We start from the raw sequence: 16,530 nt of genomic DNA on the forward strand, positions 1-16,530 counted from the left end.
GACCGTGGCGGTCACACCGGCGTCAACCACCCGTGGAGTTATCCACAGATCTTCTGACCTTTTCCCCTGCCTGTGGATAACAATGTGGACAAGCATGGGGAGAGCTTGACGCGGAGCGGTCGGGGCCGCTACTTCCACTGGGTGGAGACACCGAAGCCGGCGGCGATGAAGCCGAACCCGACCACGATGTTCCAGTTACCGAAGCTCTTCACCGGAAGATCGCCCTCGGTCACATAGAAGACGACGATCCACGCCAGCCCGATCAGGAACAGGGCCAGCATCACCGGAGCCACCCAGCTCCGGTTGGTGAGCCTTATGGCGGTCGCCTGCTTCGCCGCCGGGGGCGGCGTGAAGTCGGCCTTCTTGCGGATACGTGACTTCGGCACGAGGGACTCTCCTGTCGATGCGCTGCGTGACCGCGCAGGGGACTGTAACGGGTCCCGGGGCGGAGAGCAGGGGGAACCACCGCCCCCGGGCGTCCGTTAGCGTAGTGCTTCCGCGGCGCCTAAGGAGATAAGGGTACGTTGAGCAATTCAGCCGACTCTCCCCCAGGGCCGGTCCCTCGGCCAGGACACACGCCGGACCGCGGGCCGGGAAGACGCCCCGTGCGGGTCCTCACGGCCGCCGTTTTCGCCCTCGCCGGGCTGATCTTCGTCACGAGTTTCAACACGGCCAAGGGCACCAACATCCGTACGGACACCTCGCTGCTCAAGCTCTCCGACCTGATCCACGAGCGCGACCGGAAGAACGCCGAGCTGGGCGACACCACCGCCGCGATACGGCGGGAGAACGACCGGCTCGTCAGCCGCGACCACGGCACCAGCGAGGCCGAGAACGCCGAGCTGCGCGCCCTGGAGACCTCGGCGGGCACCCGGCAGGTCACGGGCCCCGGCCTCACCGTCACCCTCGACGACGCCCCGCCCAACGCCACCGCCAACCCCGGCTACCCAGAGCCGCAGCCCAATGACCTCGTCATCCACCAGCAGGACCTCCAGGCGGTGGTGAACGCGCTGTGGCAGGGCGGCGCCGAGGGCATCCGCGTCATGGACCAGCGGCTGATCTCCACCAGCGCCGTCCGGTGCGTGGGGAACACCCTGATCCTCCAGGGCCGCGTCTACTCGCCCCCGTACAAGATCACCGCCGTCGGCGACCGGACCGAACTCCGCAAGGCGCTCGACAACTCACCCGCAATCCAGAACTACGAGCTGTACGTGAAGGCGTACGGCCTCGGCTGGAAAGTCGATGAGCTGCGCAAAGAGACACTCCCCGGCTACTCGGGCACGGTGGACCTCCACTACGCGACCCCCGCCGAGTGACGAAGACCAAGCCCGAACCTGGCCGCAGCTCGCTCATGCACCGCCCACACGCCCCCGTGGCCCTTTAGTCTGGTGCCGTACCGCCTGGTGCGGTACCGAACGGAAGGGACAGCATGTACGGCTGGATCTGGCGGCATCTGCCGGGCAACGCTTTGATTCGGGCGGCGATCTCGCTCGTGTTGGCGCTCGCCGTCGTCTATGTGCTGTTCCAGTACGTCTTCCCGTGGGCGGAGCCGCTGCTGCCGTTCAACGACGTGACGGTCGACGGAGCGGGGGCGGCCCGATGAGCGCGCGCATCCTCGTCGTGGACAACTACGACAGCTTCGTCTTCAACATCGTCCAGTACCTCTACCAGCTCGGCGCCGAGTGCGAGGTCCTGCGCAACGACGAGGTGGCCACCTCGCACGCCGACGACGGCTTCGACGGCGTCCTGCTCTCCCCCGGCCCCGGCACCCCCGAACAGGCCGGTGTCTGCGTCGAGATGGTGCGCCACTGCGCCGCGACCGGCCTGCCCGTCTTCGGCGTCTGCCTCGGCATGCAGTCGATGGCCGTGGCGTACGGAGGGGTCGTCGGCCGGGCCCCCGAGCTGCTGCACGGCAAGACGTCGCTCGTCACGCACGAGGGCAAGGGCGTCTTCGCCGGACTGCCCTCGCCGTTCACGGCGACCCGCTACCACTCGCTCGCGGCCGAGCCGTCCGAGCTGCCGGCCGAGCTGGAGGTCACGGCGCGGACGGAGGACGGGATCATCATGGGCGTACGCCACCGTGAACTGCCCGTCGAGGGCGTGCAGTTCCACCCGGAGTCGGTCCTCACCGAACACGGCCACCTGATGCTGGCCAACTGGCTGGCGCAGTGCGGTGATCCGGGCGCGGTGAACCGCTCGACGGGACTGGCGCCGGTGGTGGGCAAGGCGCTCGCGTGACCGCACTGCGCCCCGAACACGACGCCGGTTACGGGGGCGCGTACGGCCCGGACAGGTATGAACCGGACAGGTATGAACCGGACGGATATGAACCGGACGGGTTCCAGCCGGGCGTGTACGGGGACGCCCACGCGTTCGAGGCGGCGGTGGACGGTCTCGCCGACCCGCTGAACGATCCGCTGCCGGGGCAGGAGTCCCCGTCCCCGGCCCCCTCCCCGTCGTCTCTCCGGCCGGAGAGACAGGAGCCGCCCCGCCCGCCGGCGCAGCGGCAGGGACGGCACCGGGGGCCGCGACGCGACGAACCGGCGGCGCCGGGCCCCGTACCGCCTCCTCCCGGCCCCGTACCGCCTCCTGCGAGCCCCGGGCCCGGCCCCGAGTGGTCCGGGGACTACTACCGGCAGTACGCGGCGGAGCCGCCGCAGGCGGTGCCGGTCCCCGCGGCGGCGCCCATATCCACGGCCGCGGCGGCGGAGTTCGTGACGCAGCCCATGCCGGCGGTGGAACCGGGGCCCGCGCAGGGTCCGGGGCTGCTGCCGCCGGCCGTCACGGGACCGCCGTCGCCCGAGCCCCGTACGGGCGGCCGTGCGGAGCGCCGGAAGGCGGCGGCCAAGGGCGGCGGCAGGGGCCGCAGGCGCGCCGAGGCGCCGGAGGACGAGGACGGCCCCGGAAGCGGCGGGAACGAGGCGGAGCACGCGGCCACGGGCCCCGACGGGGCGGCGCTCTCCCGGCCGCTCTCCGCGCCGCTCTCGCGGGTCGAGGCGCGGCGCGCGGCGCGCGCCCGCAAGGAGAGCCCCGCCGTGATCGCGAGCCGGGCGATCGGTGAGCTGTTCATCAGCTTCGGTGTGCTGATGCTGCTGTTCGTCGGGTACCAGCTCTGGTGGACGAACATCCAGGCCGGCCAGTACGCCGGCAAGGAGGCGGACAAGATCCAGAGCGGCTGGGCGGCCGGGCGGCAGCCCGGGGCCTTCGAGCCGGGGCAGGGCTTCGCCATCATGCACATCCCGAAGCTGGACGTCGTGGTGCCGATCGCGGAGGGCATCAGCAAGCCGAAGGTCCTGGACCGCGGCATGGTCGGTCACTACGCGGAGGGTTCCCTCAAGACGGCGATGCCTTCCGACAAGCAGGGCAACTTCGCGGTGGCGGGGCACCGCAACACCCATGGTGAGCCGTTCCGTTACATCAACCGGCTGCAGCCCGGTGACGAGATCATCGTCGAGACCCAGGACGCGTACTACACGTACGACATGGCCAGCATCCTGCCGCAGACGCCGCCGTCGAACGTCGGCGTGATCACTCCGGTGCCGCCGGGGTCCGGGTTCACGAAGCCCGGCCGCTACATCACCCTGACGACGTGCACCCCCGAGTTCACCAGTACCTACCGCATGATCGTGTGGGGCAAGATGGTGGACGAGCGGCCGCGCAGCAAGGGGAAGCCCGACGCGCTCGTCGGCTGAGGCCGGCGGCGCCCGCGGGGTCCGAGCGGCCGGAATCACGACAGGGACGGGGACGGGCGCCGTGGCAGCGAGTACCGGGCACGAAGAACAGGCCGGCGCACCGTCGTCCCCGGACCCGGGCCAGGCACCCGCCCCGGGGCGAGCGCCCCGGGGCCGTATCGCCGCCGCCGTCAGCGTCTTCGGCGAACTGCTCATCACGGCAGGGGTGGTGCTGGGCCTCTTCGTCGTCTACTCGCTGTGGTGGACGAATGTGCTGGCCGACCGTGCGGCGGGAAAGCAGAGCGACGACGTACGGCACAACTGGGCGCGCGAGGCGACCGGTGGCGGCGGCCCCAAGAGCTTCGACCCGGCGGACGGCATCGGCTTCCTGCATGTCCCGGCGATGGACAGCGGCGAGGTGCTGGTGAAGAAGGGGACGAACACGTCCCTGCTGAACGACGGCGTCGCGGGGTACTACACGGACCCGGTCGAGTCGGCGCTGCCCTGGGACGAGCAGGGGAACTTCACGCTGGCGGCGCACCGGGACGGGCACGGGGCGCGGTTCCACAACATCCACAAGGTCAGGACGGGTGACGCGGTCGTCTTCGAGACGCGGGACACCTGGTACGTCTATAAGGTCTACAAGGAGCTTCCGAAGACCTCGAAGTACAACGTGGAGGTGCTGATGCCGGTACCGAAGGAGTCGGGGAAGATCAAGCCGGGCCGCTACCTGACGCTGACGACCTGCACGCCCGTCTACACGTCGGACTACCGCTACATCGTCTGGGCCGAGCTGGAGCGTACGGAAAAGGTCGACAAGGAGCGCACGCCCCCGCCGGAGCTGCGCTGACGGCCGGAGCCTCGGAGGGCTGCCGCCAGGTCACGGGAATGCCCCGGTACCCACTGCTTGGGTGCCGGGGCATTCCGTTGAGCTGATCCGAGCCGAGCCGAGCTGATCCGAGTCCGGCCGGTGCGGGCCGGGGCTCGGGGGCTGGGGGTTCAGGGGTTACGGGTTCTCGGGCCGGAAGGGGACGTTGGACGGGCTGCCGAAGCCGAAGAACCCTCCGCCGTCCCCGCCGTCGTTGTTGTCGCCGTTGTTGCCGTTGCCGTTCCCGTTGCCATTGCCGTTGTTCTGGCCGCCGAAGGTGGTCAGGGTGACCGTGTCGCCCTTGTTCACTTCCTGGCCGGGGCGCGGGTCGCTGCTGATGACGATGGCGTTGTCGTCCCCGGACGAGCCGTTGGCGAGCGCGACGTTCAGGCCCTGGCCCTGGAGGGTGCCCCTGACCTCGCCGAGCCGCTTGCCGGTGAGGATGTCCGCGGGGATGGTCACCTTCTCCTGCTGCTGCTGCTGCGGTCCCTTGGAGACGTCCAGGGTGACGGTGGCGCCCTGGGCGGCCTTGGTCTCGCCCGCCGGGTTCTGCTTGACGACGGTGCCCGCCGGCTGGTCGGAGTCGACCGGGTTCCGTACGACCACGAATTCGAGCGTCTTGAGCTGCGCCTCCGCCGTGTCCACGGATTGGGTGGTCACGTCGGGGACGGGGATCAGGGTGTTCGTCGCGATCGTCAGGGTGACCGTGGAGTTCTTCTCGGCCTGGGAGTTGCCCGCGGGATCCTGGGAGAGCACGGTGCCGGAGTCCCGGTCGGACTCCTCCTCCTTGTAGTCGACCTTGAAGCCCTTGTTCTCCAGTTGGACGGTCGCCTTGTCCTTCTGCTTGTCGGTGACGTCCGGGACCTCGATCTGCGGCGCGCCCTCGGAGACGACGACCTGGATCGTCTCGCCCTTGTCCATCTGCTGCCCGCTCGCGGGCGTCTGACTGCAGATGGAGCCCTTGGGGTACTCGCAGCGCTCCGCGCCCGACTGGGCGACCTTCACGGAGGTGTTCTCCGCGAGTTTCTCCGCCTCGGCGAGGGGCTTGCCGACGAGTTGCGGGGCCGAAACCTGGCCCTTCGACTCGCCGCCGCTGCCGTCGAAAATGTACTTGCCGATGAGGATCGCGCCGACCAGGACCAGGACGCCCGCGACGGCGAGCAGGATGGTCGACGTGTTCGACTTCTTCGGCTGCTGGCGGCGGCGCGCGGGACGGTCGTCGTATCCGCCGAAGCCGCCGTCGTCCGGGTTGACCGGCGGGAGCATCGAGGTCTGGCCGGCCGGGTCGCCGGCGCGCATCGCCGTGGTCGGCTGGTCGGCGCCGTAACCGCCGCCGTAGCCGACCGCGCCCATGGCGGCCGTGGCGGCGACGGGCTGGCCGTCGAGGCAGGCCTCGATGTCGGCGCGCATCTCGTCGGCGGACTGGTAGCGGTAGTCCGGGTCCTTGACGAGGGCCTTGAGCACGATCGCGTCCATCTCGGGCGTGATCTCGGGGTCGAAGACGCTGGGCGTCTGCGGTTCTTCCCGTACGTGCTGGTAGGCGACCGCGACCGGGGAGTCGCCGATGAACGGCGGCCGGACGGTGAGGAGCTCGTAGAGCAGGCAGCCGGTGGAGTAGAGGTCGGAGCGTGCGTCGACCTGTTCGCCCTTGGCCTGCTCGGGGGAGAGGTACTGGGCGGTGCCGATGACGGCGGAGGTCTGGGTCATCGTCATGCCGGAGTCGCCCATGGCGCGGGCGATGCCGAAGTCCATGACCTTGACCTGGCCGGTGCGCGTCAGCATGACGTTGGCCGGTTTGATGTCGCGGTGGACGATCCCGTTGCGGTGCGAGTACTCCAGCGCCTGGAGGATCCCGACGGTCATCTCCAGCGTGCGCTCGGGCAGCAGCCTGCGCCCGGAGTGCAGCAGCTCGCGGAGGGTGGAGCCGTCGACGTGCTCCATCACGATGTACGGGAGGGAGACGCCGTCGACGTAGTCCTCGCCGGTGTCGTAGACCGCGACGATCGCCGGGTGGTTCAGCGAGGCCGCGGACTGGGCCTCTCTGCGGAACCTGGCCTGGAAGGACGGGTCGCGGGCCAGGTCGGCCCGCAGGGTCTTGACGGCTACGGAACGGCCGAGCCGGGTGTCATGGGCGAGGTAGACCTCTGCCATGCCACCACGACCGAGCACCGAGCCCAGTTCGTACCGGCCGCCGAGGCGACGCGCCTCTTCCATAACGTTCCAGCCCTCTCCGTCAGTCCCGACCGCACCGGCGAGTGGTCCGGCGGTGTGCTGTTCGCGCCTACGCTACCGGGCACGCCGTATGAGGTTGGCCCGTAACGGTGAGCTGATATACGACCGGTATCGCATTGTGCGGGTATGGACGTGCGTCGTGACGGGCGTCACTTCTTGCTGTCGATGACCGCCTTCATCACGTCCTTGGCGATGGGGGCCGCGAGGCCACCACCGGAGATGTCGTCACGGCTGGCGTCGCTGTCGGCGACGACGACCGCGACGGCCACCGGGGAGCCGTCACCCGACTTGGCGTACGAGATGAACCACGCGTACGGGTTCTTGCTGTTGTTCTCGCCGTGCTGCGCGGTGCCGGTCTTCCCGCCCACTGTGACGTTCGGGATCTTGGCATTGGTTCCCGTGCCCTCGTCGACGACGGTCTCCATGATGCTCTGGAGCTTCTGGGCGTTCTCCTGCGAGAGGGGCCGGCTCAGCTCCTCGGGCTCGGTCTTCTCCAGCACGTCGACGCTGGGGGACTCCAGGCGGTCGACCATGTACGGCTTCATCAGCTTGCCGTCGTTGGCGACCGCGGCGGCGATCATGGCCATCTGGAGGGGGGTGGCGCGGGTGTCGAACTGGCCGATGGAGGAGAGCGCCGTCTGCGAGCTGTTCATCTCCTCGGGGAACTGCGAGGCCGCCGCGCGGACCGGGATGAACTGCTCATCGTTGAAGCCGAACTTCTTCGCGGTCTCCAGCATTTTCTCTTTGGTGAGGTCCGAGCCCAGCTTGCCGAAGACGGTGTTGCAGGAGTAGCGCAGCGCGACCCGCAGGGTGGCGTCCTTGCAGGGAATGTTGCCCTCGTTCGGAAGCGGGGTGGTGGTCCCGGGCATGATCCAGGGGAGCGGCGTCTCGGTGGGGGCGTCGACATCGCTGACCTTGCCGTGCTCCAGGGCGGCGGCGGCGGTCAGCACCTTGAAGGTGGAGCCGGGCGGGTAGGTCTCGCGCAGCGCCCGGTTGAGCATCGGGTCGTCGGGGTTCTTCTTCTTGTCGAAGCCGACCCAGGCCTTGGAGTCCTTCTCCGAGTTGCCGGCGAAGGTGGCCGGGTCGTAGCTGGGGGTGGAGGCCAGCGCGAGGATCTTGCCGGTCGCCGGGTCGATCGCGGCGACGGCGCCCTTCTTCTTGCCGAGGCCGTCGTAGGCGGCCTTCTGGGCGGCGCCGTTGAGCGTCGTGACGACGTTGCCGCCCTTCTTCTCGTCGCCGGTGAACATGGACATCGTGCGGTCGAAGAAGAGCCGGTCGTCGTTGCCGGTGAGGACGCCGTCCTCGATGGACTCGATCTGGGTGGCGCCGAAGGCCTGCGAGGCGTAGCCGGTGACGGGCGCCCACATGGGGCCGTCGGTGTAGGTGCGCTTGTACGTGAAATCGGTGTCGTCGGTCTTGGCTGAGCCGGTTATGGGCTTGCCGTCGACGATGATGTTGCCCCGCTCGTTGCTGTACCGCTCGATCTGCACCCGCCGGTTGTAATCGTGGGAGCTGAGTTCGTTCGAGCGTACGAAGCCGAGCCAGTTCTCCCGGATCAGCAGGGCGAGCATGAGGAGCCCGCAGAAGATGGCGATACGGCGCAGGGGCTTGTTCACGGTCGGACCACCTGGGTCATCTCGGCGTCGGGGGACGGGGCGGGGGCCGGTGCGGGGCGGCGCGCGGTGTCGCTGATGCGGATGAGGATGCCGACCAGGGCCCAGTTGGCGAGGACGGAGGAGCCGCCGTAAGCGACGAACGGCATGGTCATACCGGTCAGCGGGATGAGCCCCATGACACCGCCGGCGACGACGAAGACCTGGATGGCGAAGGCGCTGGAGAGCCCGATGGCGAGGAGCTTGCCGAAGGGGTCGCGGGCGGCGAGGGCGGTGCGTACGCCGCGCTCCACGATCAGCGCGTAGATCATCAGGACGGCCATGGTGCCGGCCAGGCCCAGTTCCTCGCCGATGGTGGTGAGGATGAAGTCGGCGTTGGCGGCGAAGCCGATGAGGTCGGAGTTGCCCTGGCCGAGTCCGGTGCCGAGGGTGCCCCCGGAGCCGAAGGAGAGCAGGGCCTGCCCGATCTGCTCGCAGGCGCCACTGGTCTCGTAGCAGGCGAAGGGGTCGAGCCAGGCTTCGACGCGGGACTGGACGTGCGACTCGAAGGTGGCGACGCCGACGGCCCCGCCGACCGACATCAGCAGCCCGAAGACGATCCAGCTCGTCCGCTCGGTGGCGACGTACAGCATCACCACGAAGAGGCCGAAGAAGAGCAGGGAGGTACCGAGGTCGGTCTCGAAGACCAGGATGAGGATCGAGATGGCCCAGATGCCGAGGATCGGCCCGAGGTCGCGGCCCCGGGGCAGGTAGAGGCCCATGAAACGGCGGCTGGCGAGGGCCAGGGCGTCTCTTTTGACCATCAGGTAGCCGGAGAAGAAGACCGCGATGATGATCTTCGCGAACTCGCCGGGCTGGATGCTGCCGAGGCCGGGGAGGGTGATCCAGATCTTGGCGCCGTTGATGGCGGGGAAGAACATCGGCAGGACCAGCAGGAAGAGCGCGAGAGCCATCGAGATGTAGGTGTAGCGCTGCAGGACTCGGTGGTCCTTGAGCAGGACCAGCACGCCGACGAAGAGCGCGACGCCGATCGCGGAGTTGAGGAGCTGACCGGGGGCGTCGGGACTGTAGGCGCCGTAGAGAGTCTCGGCGCGTCGGATCAGCCGGGGCGACTGGTCCAGGCGCCAGATCAGCACCAGTCCGAGGCCGTTGAGCAGCGTCGCCAGCGGCAGGAACAGCGGATCGGCGTACGGCGCGAACTTGCGCACCACGAGGTGCGCGACGCCCGCGAGCAGGCTGAGTCCGGCCCCGTATCCGAGCATCCCCGCGGGAATCTTGCCGTCCATGGCCAGCCCCACGTTCAGATACGCGAACACGGGGATGGCGACGGCGAAGGCGAGCAGGGCGAGCTCGGTGTTGCGGCGGCTCGGTGCTTCGATCGCGCCGATGGTGGTCGTGTTGGTGACAACGCTCATGGTGGTGAAGGGCCCCCTACGGCCGGCTACTGCTGCTTTCCGCAGTTCGAGGCCACTTTCTGCTCCTCTTCCGAGAGGCTGGGGCCTGGAGTGGGAGTCGCGGCTTTCGGGTGGACGGTGGTGGACAAGGCGACGGACGTACCGGTCGTACCGCCGGCCTGCCCCTCACCCGTGGCCACATTGGCCTCTTTGTCGGCCGTACGGCGCTGCTCTTCCTTCTTGCACGCCGAGGCCTGGGTGGCGAGTTCGCTGATCTTCTTCTTGCCGTTGGCGAGGCTGCCTTCGGCGATGGTGTCCTCCACCTGCTTGCGCTGGTACGGAGGGAGGTACTTGAGTTCGATCTCGGGGTGGTCCTTCTCGACCTTCGAGAGCGAGAGCCAGGCGAGGTCCTGGCTGATGCCCCGGTAGAGGGCGACGTGCTGCTCGCTGGCGCCGACGTAGTACTGGGTCTGGGTCCAGCGGTAGCCGCCGTACAGACCGCCGCCGACGACGGCCAGCGCGAGCACGGAGTAGAGCGATCTCTTGATCCACCGGCGGCGCGGGCGCTCCTTGGTGTAGCCGTCCGCACCGTCGTCGTAGGCGCCGAAGCCGTCGGAGCCGTTGCCGGGCGGCACCGCGCCGTACCCGTAGTCGGTGTCGTCGCCGCTGCCGGGCGGGCCGAAGCCGCCCGCGCCCTGCGGGGGTACGGAGCGGCCGAGGCCGGCGGCGCGGCCGGCCGGGGTCTGCATCGCCGCGGCGTTCTCGGCGGAGCTCAGCGGGAGCTGGTTCTCGGCGACGGCGCCGACGACGACCGGGGTGTCGCTGAGCTGGTTCGCCATGGTGTCGGTGGACTCGACGTCCAGGACGTCGGCGACGATGCAGGTGATGTTGTCGGGTCCGCCGCCGCGCAGGGCGAGCTGGATCAGGGCCTGGATGGTCTCCTGAGGGCCCTGGTAGCTGGCGAGGGTCTCTTCCATCGTCTGGTGCGAGACAACGCCGGAGAGGCCGTCCGAGCAGATCAAGTAGCGGTCGCCGGCGCGGACTTCCCGGATGGAGAGATCGGGCTCGACATGGTCGCCGCTGCCCAGCGCGCGCATCAGCAGGGAGCGCTGCGGATGGGTGGTGGCCTCTTCCTCGGTGATCCGGCCCTCGTCGACCAGCCGCTGCACCCAGGTGTGGTCCTGGGTGATCTGGGTCAGTACGCCGTCGCGCAGGAGGTAGGCGCGCGAGTCGCCGACGTGTACGAGGCCGAGCCGCTGGCCGGTCCACAGGAGGGCGGTGAGCGTGGTGCCCATGCCCTCCAGCTGCGGGTCCTCCTCGACCATGACGCGGAGCTGGTCGTTGGCGCGCTGCACCGCCGTACCGAGCGAGGTCAGGAGGTCGGAGCCCGGGACGTCGTCGTCGAGCTGCACGAGCGTGGAGATCACCTCGGACGAGGCGACCTCGCCGGCCGCCTGGCCGCCCATGCCGTCGGCGATGGCCAGCAACCGGGGACCGGCATAACCGGAGTCCTCGTTCCCCTCCCGGATCATTCCTTTGTGCGACCCGGCGGCGAAACGCAGAGACAGACTCATGCGCACCTCGCCCGTCGGCTCGCCGGTCGACTGTCGCGCCAGCCGGTCTCGAGCCACACTGCCCACCCTCCGGTCGGGAGCCTGCTGCGGTCCGCTGTGGGGACCGTCGTGGCTCGCTCGCTCCGCTCGCTCATTGTCGTACTACTTCCGCAGCTCGATGACGGTCTTTCCGATGCGGATCGGAGCGCCCAGTGCGATCGGCTGCGGGGTCGTGAGCCGGGTCCGGTCGAGATACGTGCCGTTGGTGGACCCGAGGTCCTCGACGATCCATTGACCGTCACGGTCCGGGTAGATCCTGGCATGCCTGCTGGACGCGTAGTCGTCGTCCAGCACGATGGTCGAGTCGTGGGCGCGGCCCAGCGTGATCGTCTGTCCCTGGAGGGCCACCGTGGTGCCGGTGAGACTGCCCTCGGAAACGACCAGCTTGGTGGGGGCTCCCCTGCGCTGCCTGCCTCCCTGCTGTTGCTGCTGGCGCTGCTGGGGCGGCGCCGCGGACTGGCGGGCCTGCTGCGGACGGGCGTCTGCGTTGCGGCGTGAGCCGCGCTGCGTGACGCGTGTTCCGAACAGGTCGCTGCGGATGACCTGTACGGCCACGATCACGAACAGCCACAGAACGGCCAGAAAACCTAGCCGCATGACCGTCAGGGTCAGCTCTGACATTGCCCCCGCTTCACCCTTCGGCTTGCCTGAAAACGATGGTGGTATTGCCCACGACGATCCGCGAGCCGTCGCGGAGCGTAGCGCGGGTGGTGTGCTGTCCGTCCACCACGATGCCGTTGGTCGACCCGAGGTCCTGGATCGTGGAGGGCGTTCCGGCCCGGATCTCGCAGTGTCTGCGCGAGACTCCCGGGTCGTCGATCCGTACGTCGGCGTCGGTGCTGCGGCCCATGACGAGGGTGCTGCGGGAGATCTGGTGGCGAGTGCCGTTGATCTCGATCCAGCGGCGCGTCTGGCCCTGCGGCAGCGCTCCGGGGCCGGGGCCCGCGGGCCTGCCACCGTGGCCGCCGGGGCTTCCGGGCGGCGAGGAGGCGGGCATCGGGGGCACGGCGGAGGGCGGGTAGCCGTAACCGCCGGGGGCGCCCCGAGGAGGCGAGGAGGGGGCCGCGGGACCGGGGTGGCCGGCGGGGCCCGCCGGGCCGCGGTCGGGGCCGTCCTGTGACGTACTCGACGCCAGGGTCCGGCTGCGCACCCGGTACAGACCGGTGTCGAGGTCCTCGGCCTTCTCCAGGTGGACCTTGATCGGCCCCATGAACGTGTACCGCTGCTGCTTCGCGTAGTCGCGCACCAGCCCGGACAGTTCGTCGCCGAGCTGGCCGGAGTACGGGCTGAGCCGCTCGTAGTCCGGCGTGCTCAGCTCCACGATGAAGTCGTTGGGGACGACGGTCCGCTCGCGGTTCCAGATCGTCGCGTTGTTGTCGCACTCGCGCTGGAGGGCACCCGCGATCTCGACCGGTTGGACCTCGGACTTGAACACCTTCGCGAAGGTGCCATTGACCAAACCTTCGAGACGCTGTTCGAAACGCTTCATGACTCCCATGGGGCACCTCCTCCGTCGTTGCCGTCCTGGTACTGCTTACTGATCGTATCCACGCGTCGGGAAATCGGCTGGTTCCCCTTGTCTGCCCCGTCGATGAGTGTCACCTCTCACACGGATCGTAGAGGCGGGCTGGGCCCAGTGTCCCGCACCCCGGGTGCACTCAGGAGGAGTGGGTGGCGACCGTCGTCCGTTCCCTGTTCCGGGGTCGGATCGTCGAAACAAACGGATGTGATTCCACCCCCTGCGGCGTGCTAATCTTCTCGATGTCGCCAGGAGCGCACGCCAGCGGAACACAGCAGGTGAGGCACCGGACGGCACACCCAATGCGCGGGTGGCGGAATAGGCAGACGCGCTGGATTCAGGTTCCAGTGCCCGAAAGGGCGTGGGGGTTCAACTCCCCCCTCGCGCACAGCGGGTGGTCAGTGACTACCCACAGCGGATTGGTCGAACCCCCGCTCCGGAGATCTTCCGGAGCGGGGGTTCTTCTGTATGCCCGATGTGTGTCCGGTGCAGGTATGCGCAGGTATGTGCAAGTACCGGACAGGAGCCTTCGGGGTTCGGGGGGCTTCGGATCACTCGGTCGATGTGACGCAGGTTACGGCCGGAGGCCGTGCCGGCGGCCGGTCCGGGGGTGCTGCGAGGGTGCACCGGGGGTTGCTCCGGGGGTGATCCAGAGTTTTCCACAGGGGCGGGCGCCTGTTCGGATCCGGCGGTACGGTCGTGAGCGGTTGATCTCGCACGACGAGTCGCACGACGAGTCATGAATCACGACGAGTACGGGGGAGGCGGCGCGCCATGGGCGATGTCGGGTCGGGGACGGCAGTCGGGGTGGTACGCATTCCGCCGGTGCCGGGGTTCGCGCCACGCGCGGCCTCGGGAGGGGCGGACGGCGCGCGGACGCCGAAGGAGCGGGGGCGCGCGCTGCGGGAGCGGGTGCCGCGGTCCTCGCACGCCGCGTCGGCCCCCGTGGAGGGGCGGCCGGACGCGGTGCGGGCCGTGGAGGAGTCCAGCCGCGGCCGGGTGGCGCGGCTGACTCCGATACGGGTGGGGCGGATGGCCGCGACCCCCTTCGCCTTTCTGCGCGGCTCCGCCGGACTGATGGCCCATGACCTGACGGGCACGCCGGTCACCGGCGTCGGCGCGCAGATCTGCGGCGACGCGCACGCGGCCAACTTCGGCCTGTACGGGGACGCGCGCGGCCGGCTCGTCATCGATCTCAACGACTTCGACGAGACCGTGGTCGGCCCCTGGGAGTGGGACCTCAAGCGGCTCGCCGCCTCGCTGGTGCTGGCCGGGCGGGAGGCCGGCGCGGACGAGGACATCTGCCGCAGCGGGGCGTACGACGCGGTGGGGGCCTACCGGCGCACCATGCGGCTGCTGGCGAAGCTGCCGGTGCTCGACGCGTGGAACGCGATCGCCGACGAGGAACTGGTCTCCCACACGGACGCCCGCGACCTCGCCGGCACGCTGGAGCGCGTGTCGGAGAAGGCGCGCAACAACACGAGCGCGCGGTTCGCGGCCCGGTCGACCGAGGCGGTGGACGGCGAGGGCGGCGAGAGCGGGCAGGGGGCCGCCGGGCGGCGCTTCGTGGACGCGCCGCCCGTGCTGCGCCGCGTGCCCGACGAGGAGGCCGCGGCCGTGGCCTCCTCGCTGGAGGAGTATCTGACCACCCTCTCGGCGGACCGGCTGCCCCTGCTCGCGCGGTACGCGATCCACGACGTGGCGTTCCGGGTCGTCGGCACCGGCAGTGTCGGGACTCGGTCGTACGTGGTGCTCCTCCTGGACCACCGGGGCGAGCCGCTCATACTCCAGGTGAAGGAGGCGCGGCCCTCCGCCCTGCTGCCGCATCTGCCGGCCGTCGGCTTCGAGCGGCCCGAGGTGGCGCACGAGGGGCGGCGCGTGGTGCTCGGCCAGAAGCGGATGCAGGTGGTGAGCGACAACCTGCTGGGCTGGACGACGGTCCTGGGCAGGCCCTACCAGGTGCGACAGTTCAGGAACCGCAAGGGCAGCGTGGACCCGGCGGCGCTCCCCGCCGACCAGGTCGACGACTACGCGCGGATGACCGGAGCGCTGCTCGCCAGGGCCCACGCGCACAGCGTGGACCCGCGTCTGATCGCCGGGTACTGCGGTAAGAACGAGGAGCTGGACGAGGCCGTGGCGGAGTTCGCGGTGGTGTACGCGGACCGTACGGAGGCGGACCACTCGGAGCTGGTCGCGGCGGTGCGCGGCGGGCGGATCTCCGCCGAACTGGGGGTCTGAGCGGCCGGTACGGGCTCCCCGGGGCCCGGAAGGGGCGGGGCCCGCTCGATCCGCCCGTAGGCTGGACGAGTGATGCACGACGCCCCTGGGGAGCCGACGATCCGTAACGACGACGAGCAGGACGTACGAGGCGTGCCCGACGCCACCGAAGCGTCCGACACGCGGCCCGAGGCGCGCCTGGAGCGGGCCGTGCGCGCCGCCGAGCAGGCGCTGATCGAGTTCGAGATCGCCCTGGAGACGTTCCGGATCGAGGTCGACAACTTCTCCCGCCTGCACCATCAGCGGCTCGGCCCGATGTACGCCCGGCTCGACGAGCTGGACGCGCTGATCGCGGAGGCCCGCGCCGCCCGCACGGGTGATCCGGACGATCTGCGCAAGGCGCGGGAGGCCCGGGCGATGGTGCAGCCGATGCCGGGCGTGGAGGAGCTGTTCCACGATTGGCTCGATTCCGACGGTCTGTCGCCGGAGGCGTCGGCGATGCTGACCGATCGGCCCGTACGGCCGCCCAAGCGGGTCCGGCCGAGCGACGAGGCGCGCAAGCTCTACCGCGATCTGGTGCGCAAGTCACACCCGGACCTGGCGCAGGACGACGAGGAGCGCGCGCGCCGTGAGGAATTCCTCACGCGGGTCAACTCCGCCTACGGGCGCGGGGACGAGGCGCTGCTGCTGGAGCTGGCCGCCGAGTGGGCGGCGGGGCCCGCGCCGCGGCCGGTGGAGCTGAGCGAGAGCGAGGAGCTGTACGCCCGGCTGGAGTGGCTGGCGCAGCGCAAGGAGGCGCTGACGCTGGTCGCCCATGAGCTGGAGCAGGGCGCGATCGGCGCGATGCTCAGGATGGCGCCCGACGATCCGGACCGGCTGCTGGAGGAGATCGCGGAGCAGCTTCTCGCGGAGGTCTCGGGGCGTGAGGCGGAGCTCGCCAAACTGGTGGAGTAGATTTCCCGGGCCCGGGTCCGGCTATGACGGCCGGCCACGGCGCCCGGTCCCGTGCCGGTTCACTCCGGTTCCGTACGAGAGAAGGCAATCCCCATGAATTTCGCCCCGCTGCCCTCGGTCGACGCCGCGGCGGTGCCGGCCGACGGTCTGGTGCTGGACGTCCGTGAGGCCGACGAGTGGGCGGCCGGTCATGTCGAGGGCGCGCTGCATGTCCCGATGAGTGACTTCGTGGCCCGCTTCGGCGAGGTCACGGAGGCGGTCGCCGACGGGCGGAAGGCGTATGTGATGTGCCGGGTGGGCGGCCGTTCCGCACAGGTCACCCAGTATCTGGTGCAGCAGGGGATCGACGCGGTGAACGTGGACGGCGGCATGCTCGCCTGGGACGGCGCCGGGCGCCCGATGGTCGCCGACAACGGCACCCCGGCGTTCGTCCTCTGACCGACGCGACG

The 16,530-nt window shown here is 69.9% G+C and carries 15 protein-coding genes and 1 tRNA gene; 9 read left to right on the top strand and 7 right to left on the bottom strand.

The features are described 5' to 3' along the window. Window positions 1-128: 128 nt before the first annotated feature. Entirely contained in the window at window positions 129-386 is a 258-nt protein-coding gene (crgA, locus tag ACIBJC_RS25840; protein WP_329828239.1) for a cell division protein CrgA, read from the bottom strand. Between the two features lie 138 nt (window positions 387-524). Here crgA and ACIBJC_RS25845 point away from each other — a divergent pair, with 138 nt between their 5' ends. The 5 genes from ACIBJC_RS25845 (at window position 525) to ACIBJC_RS25865 (ending at window position 4,521) form a co-directional block, all read left to right on the top strand. Continuing rightward, complete coding sequence (locus ACIBJC_RS25845; protein ID WP_399296321.1) at window positions 525-1,316, top strand: DUF881 domain-containing protein; 792 nt, start codon at window positions 525-527, stop codon at window positions 1,314-1,316. A 113-nt stretch (window positions 1,317-1,429) separates the two neighbouring features. Further along, window positions 1,430-1,603: a hypothetical protein gene (locus ACIBJC_RS25850; protein WP_329828241.1), complete on the top strand. Its 174-nt coding sequence runs from the start codon at window positions 1,430-1,432 to the stop codon at window positions 1,601-1,603. Beyond that, window positions 1,600-2,238, top strand: coding sequence for an aminodeoxychorismate/anthranilate synthase component II (locus ACIBJC_RS25855; RefSeq protein ID WP_329828242.1), 639 nt, complete (start codon window positions 1,600-1,602; stop codon window positions 2,236-2,238). The genes ACIBJC_RS25850 and ACIBJC_RS25855 overlap by 4 nt, the downstream gene beginning before the upstream one ends. After that, complete coding sequence (locus ACIBJC_RS25860; protein WP_399296324.1) at window positions 2,235-3,692, top strand: class E sortase; 1,458 nt, start codon at window positions 2,235-2,237, stop codon at window positions 3,690-3,692. Before ACIBJC_RS25855 ends, ACIBJC_RS25860 begins: the two co-directional genes overlap by 4 nt. 61 nt (window positions 3,693-3,753) lie before the next feature. After that, window positions 3,754-4,521 carry a class E sortase gene (locus ACIBJC_RS25865; RefSeq protein ID WP_399296326.1) on the top strand — a complete coding sequence of 256 codons (768 nt, stop codon included), beginning with the start codon at window positions 3,754-3,756 and terminating at the stop codon, window positions 4,519-4,521. 156 nt (window positions 4,522-4,677) lie between these two features. On the opposite strand, the gene pknB is transcribed toward ACIBJC_RS25865, so the two are convergent. From pknB to ACIBJC_RS25895, 6 genes are all read right to left on the bottom strand, one after another. Next, window positions 4,678-6,753, bottom strand: coding sequence for a Stk1 family PASTA domain-containing Ser/Thr kinase (gene pknB / locus ACIBJC_RS25870; RefSeq protein WP_399296327.1), 2,076 nt, complete (start codon window positions 6,751-6,753; stop codon window positions 4,678-4,680). Between the two features lie 167 nt (window positions 6,754-6,920). Continuing rightward, window positions 6,921-8,387 (bottom strand): peptidoglycan D,D-transpeptidase FtsI family protein, encoded by a 1,467-nt coding sequence (locus ACIBJC_RS25875; RefSeq protein WP_399296329.1) that lies wholly within the window; start codon window positions 8,385-8,387, stop codon window positions 6,921-6,923. Continuing rightward, on the bottom strand, window positions 8,384-9,799 hold the full coding sequence (locus ACIBJC_RS25880) for an FtsW/RodA/SpoVE family cell cycle protein (RefSeq protein ID WP_329828250.1): 1,416 nt from the start codon (window positions 9,797-9,799) through the stop codon (window positions 8,384-8,386). Before ACIBJC_RS25880 ends, ACIBJC_RS25875 begins: the two co-directional genes overlap by 4 nt. 26 nt (window positions 9,800-9,825) lie before the next feature. Then, window positions 9,826-11,352 (bottom strand): PP2C family protein-serine/threonine phosphatase, encoded by a 1,527-nt coding sequence (locus ACIBJC_RS25885; RefSeq protein ID WP_399296332.1) that lies wholly within the window; start codon window positions 11,350-11,352, stop codon window positions 9,826-9,828. A 141-nt stretch (window positions 11,353-11,493) separates the two neighbouring features. Beyond that, window positions 11,494-12,012: an FHA domain-containing protein gene (locus tag ACIBJC_RS25890; RefSeq protein WP_329828253.1), complete on the bottom strand. Its 519-nt coding sequence runs from the start codon at window positions 12,010-12,012 to the stop codon at window positions 11,494-11,496. A 10-nt stretch (window positions 12,013-12,022) separates the two neighbouring features. Continuing rightward, on the bottom strand, window positions 12,023-12,889 hold the full coding sequence (locus tag ACIBJC_RS25895; RefSeq protein ID WP_399296334.1) for an FhaA domain-containing protein: 867 nt from the start codon (window positions 12,887-12,889) through the stop codon (window positions 12,023-12,025). 325 nt (window positions 12,890-13,214) lie between these two features. Here ACIBJC_RS25895 and ACIBJC_RS25900 point away from each other — a divergent pair. The 4 genes from ACIBJC_RS25900 to ACIBJC_RS25915 all read left to right on the top strand — a co-directional run bounded on the left by ACIBJC_RS25900 (window position 13,215) and on the right by ACIBJC_RS25915 (window position 16,519). Beyond that, a tRNA-Leu gene (locus ACIBJC_RS25900) sits at window positions 13,215-13,298 on the top strand. A 386-nt stretch (window positions 13,299-13,684) separates the two neighbouring features. Further along, entirely contained in the window at window positions 13,685-15,148 is a 1,464-nt protein-coding gene (locus ACIBJC_RS25905) for a DUF2252 domain-containing protein (protein WP_399296336.1), read from the top strand. A gap of 69 nt (window positions 15,149-15,217) precedes the next feature. After that, complete coding sequence (locus tag ACIBJC_RS25910) at window positions 15,218-16,081, top strand: J domain-containing protein (protein ID WP_399296338.1); 864 nt, start codon at window positions 15,218-15,220, stop codon at window positions 16,079-16,081. Window positions 16,082-16,174: 93 nt separating this feature from the next. After that, window positions 16,175-16,519: a rhodanese-like domain-containing protein gene (locus tag ACIBJC_RS25915; RefSeq protein ID WP_399296340.1), complete on the top strand. Its 345-nt coding sequence runs from the start codon at window positions 16,175-16,177 to the stop codon at window positions 16,517-16,519. Window positions 16,520-16,530: the final 11 nt, after the last annotated feature.

It is taken from the genome of Streptomyces sp. NPDC050509, assembly GCF_044457965.1.
Classification (GTDB): domain Bacteria; phylum Actinomycetota; class Actinomycetes; order Streptomycetales; family Streptomycetaceae; genus Streptomyces.

Bases quoted from the DNA above. Each gene is read 5' to 3' on its own strand.
- ACIBJC_RS25850 (WP_329828241.1), top strand. From the start codon at position 1,430: ATGTACGGCTGGATCTGGCGGCATCTGCCGGGCAACGCTTTGATTCGG.
- ACIBJC_RS25855 (WP_329828242.1), top strand. From the start codon at position 1,600: ATGAGCGCGCGCATCCTCGTCGTGGACAACTACGACAGCTTCGTCTTC.
- pknB (WP_399296327.1), bottom strand. From the start codon at position 6,753: ATGGAAGAGGCGCGTCGCCTCGGCGGCCGGTACGAACTGGGCTCGGTG.
- ACIBJC_RS25880 (WP_329828250.1), bottom strand. From the start codon at position 9,799: ATGAGCGTTGTCACCAACACGACCACCATCGGCGCGATCGAAGCACCG.
- ACIBJC_RS25885 (WP_399296332.1), bottom strand. From the start codon at position 11,352: ATGAGTCTGTCTCTGCGTTTCGCCGCCGGGTCGCACAAAGGAATGATC.
- ACIBJC_RS25890 (WP_329828253.1), bottom strand. From the start codon at position 12,012: ATGTCAGAGCTGACCCTGACGGTCATGCGGCTAGGTTTTCTGGCCGTT.
- ACIBJC_RS25895 (WP_399296334.1), bottom strand. From the start codon at position 12,889: ATGGGAGTCATGAAGCGTTTCGAACAGCGTCTCGAAGGTTTGGTCAAT.
- ACIBJC_RS25905 (WP_399296336.1), top strand. From the start codon at position 13,685: ATGGGCGATGTCGGGTCGGGGACGGCAGTCGGGGTGGTACGCATTCCG.
- ACIBJC_RS25915 (WP_399296340.1), top strand. From the start codon at position 16,175: ATGAATTTCGCCCCGCTGCCCTCGGTCGACGCCGCGGCGGTGCCGGCC.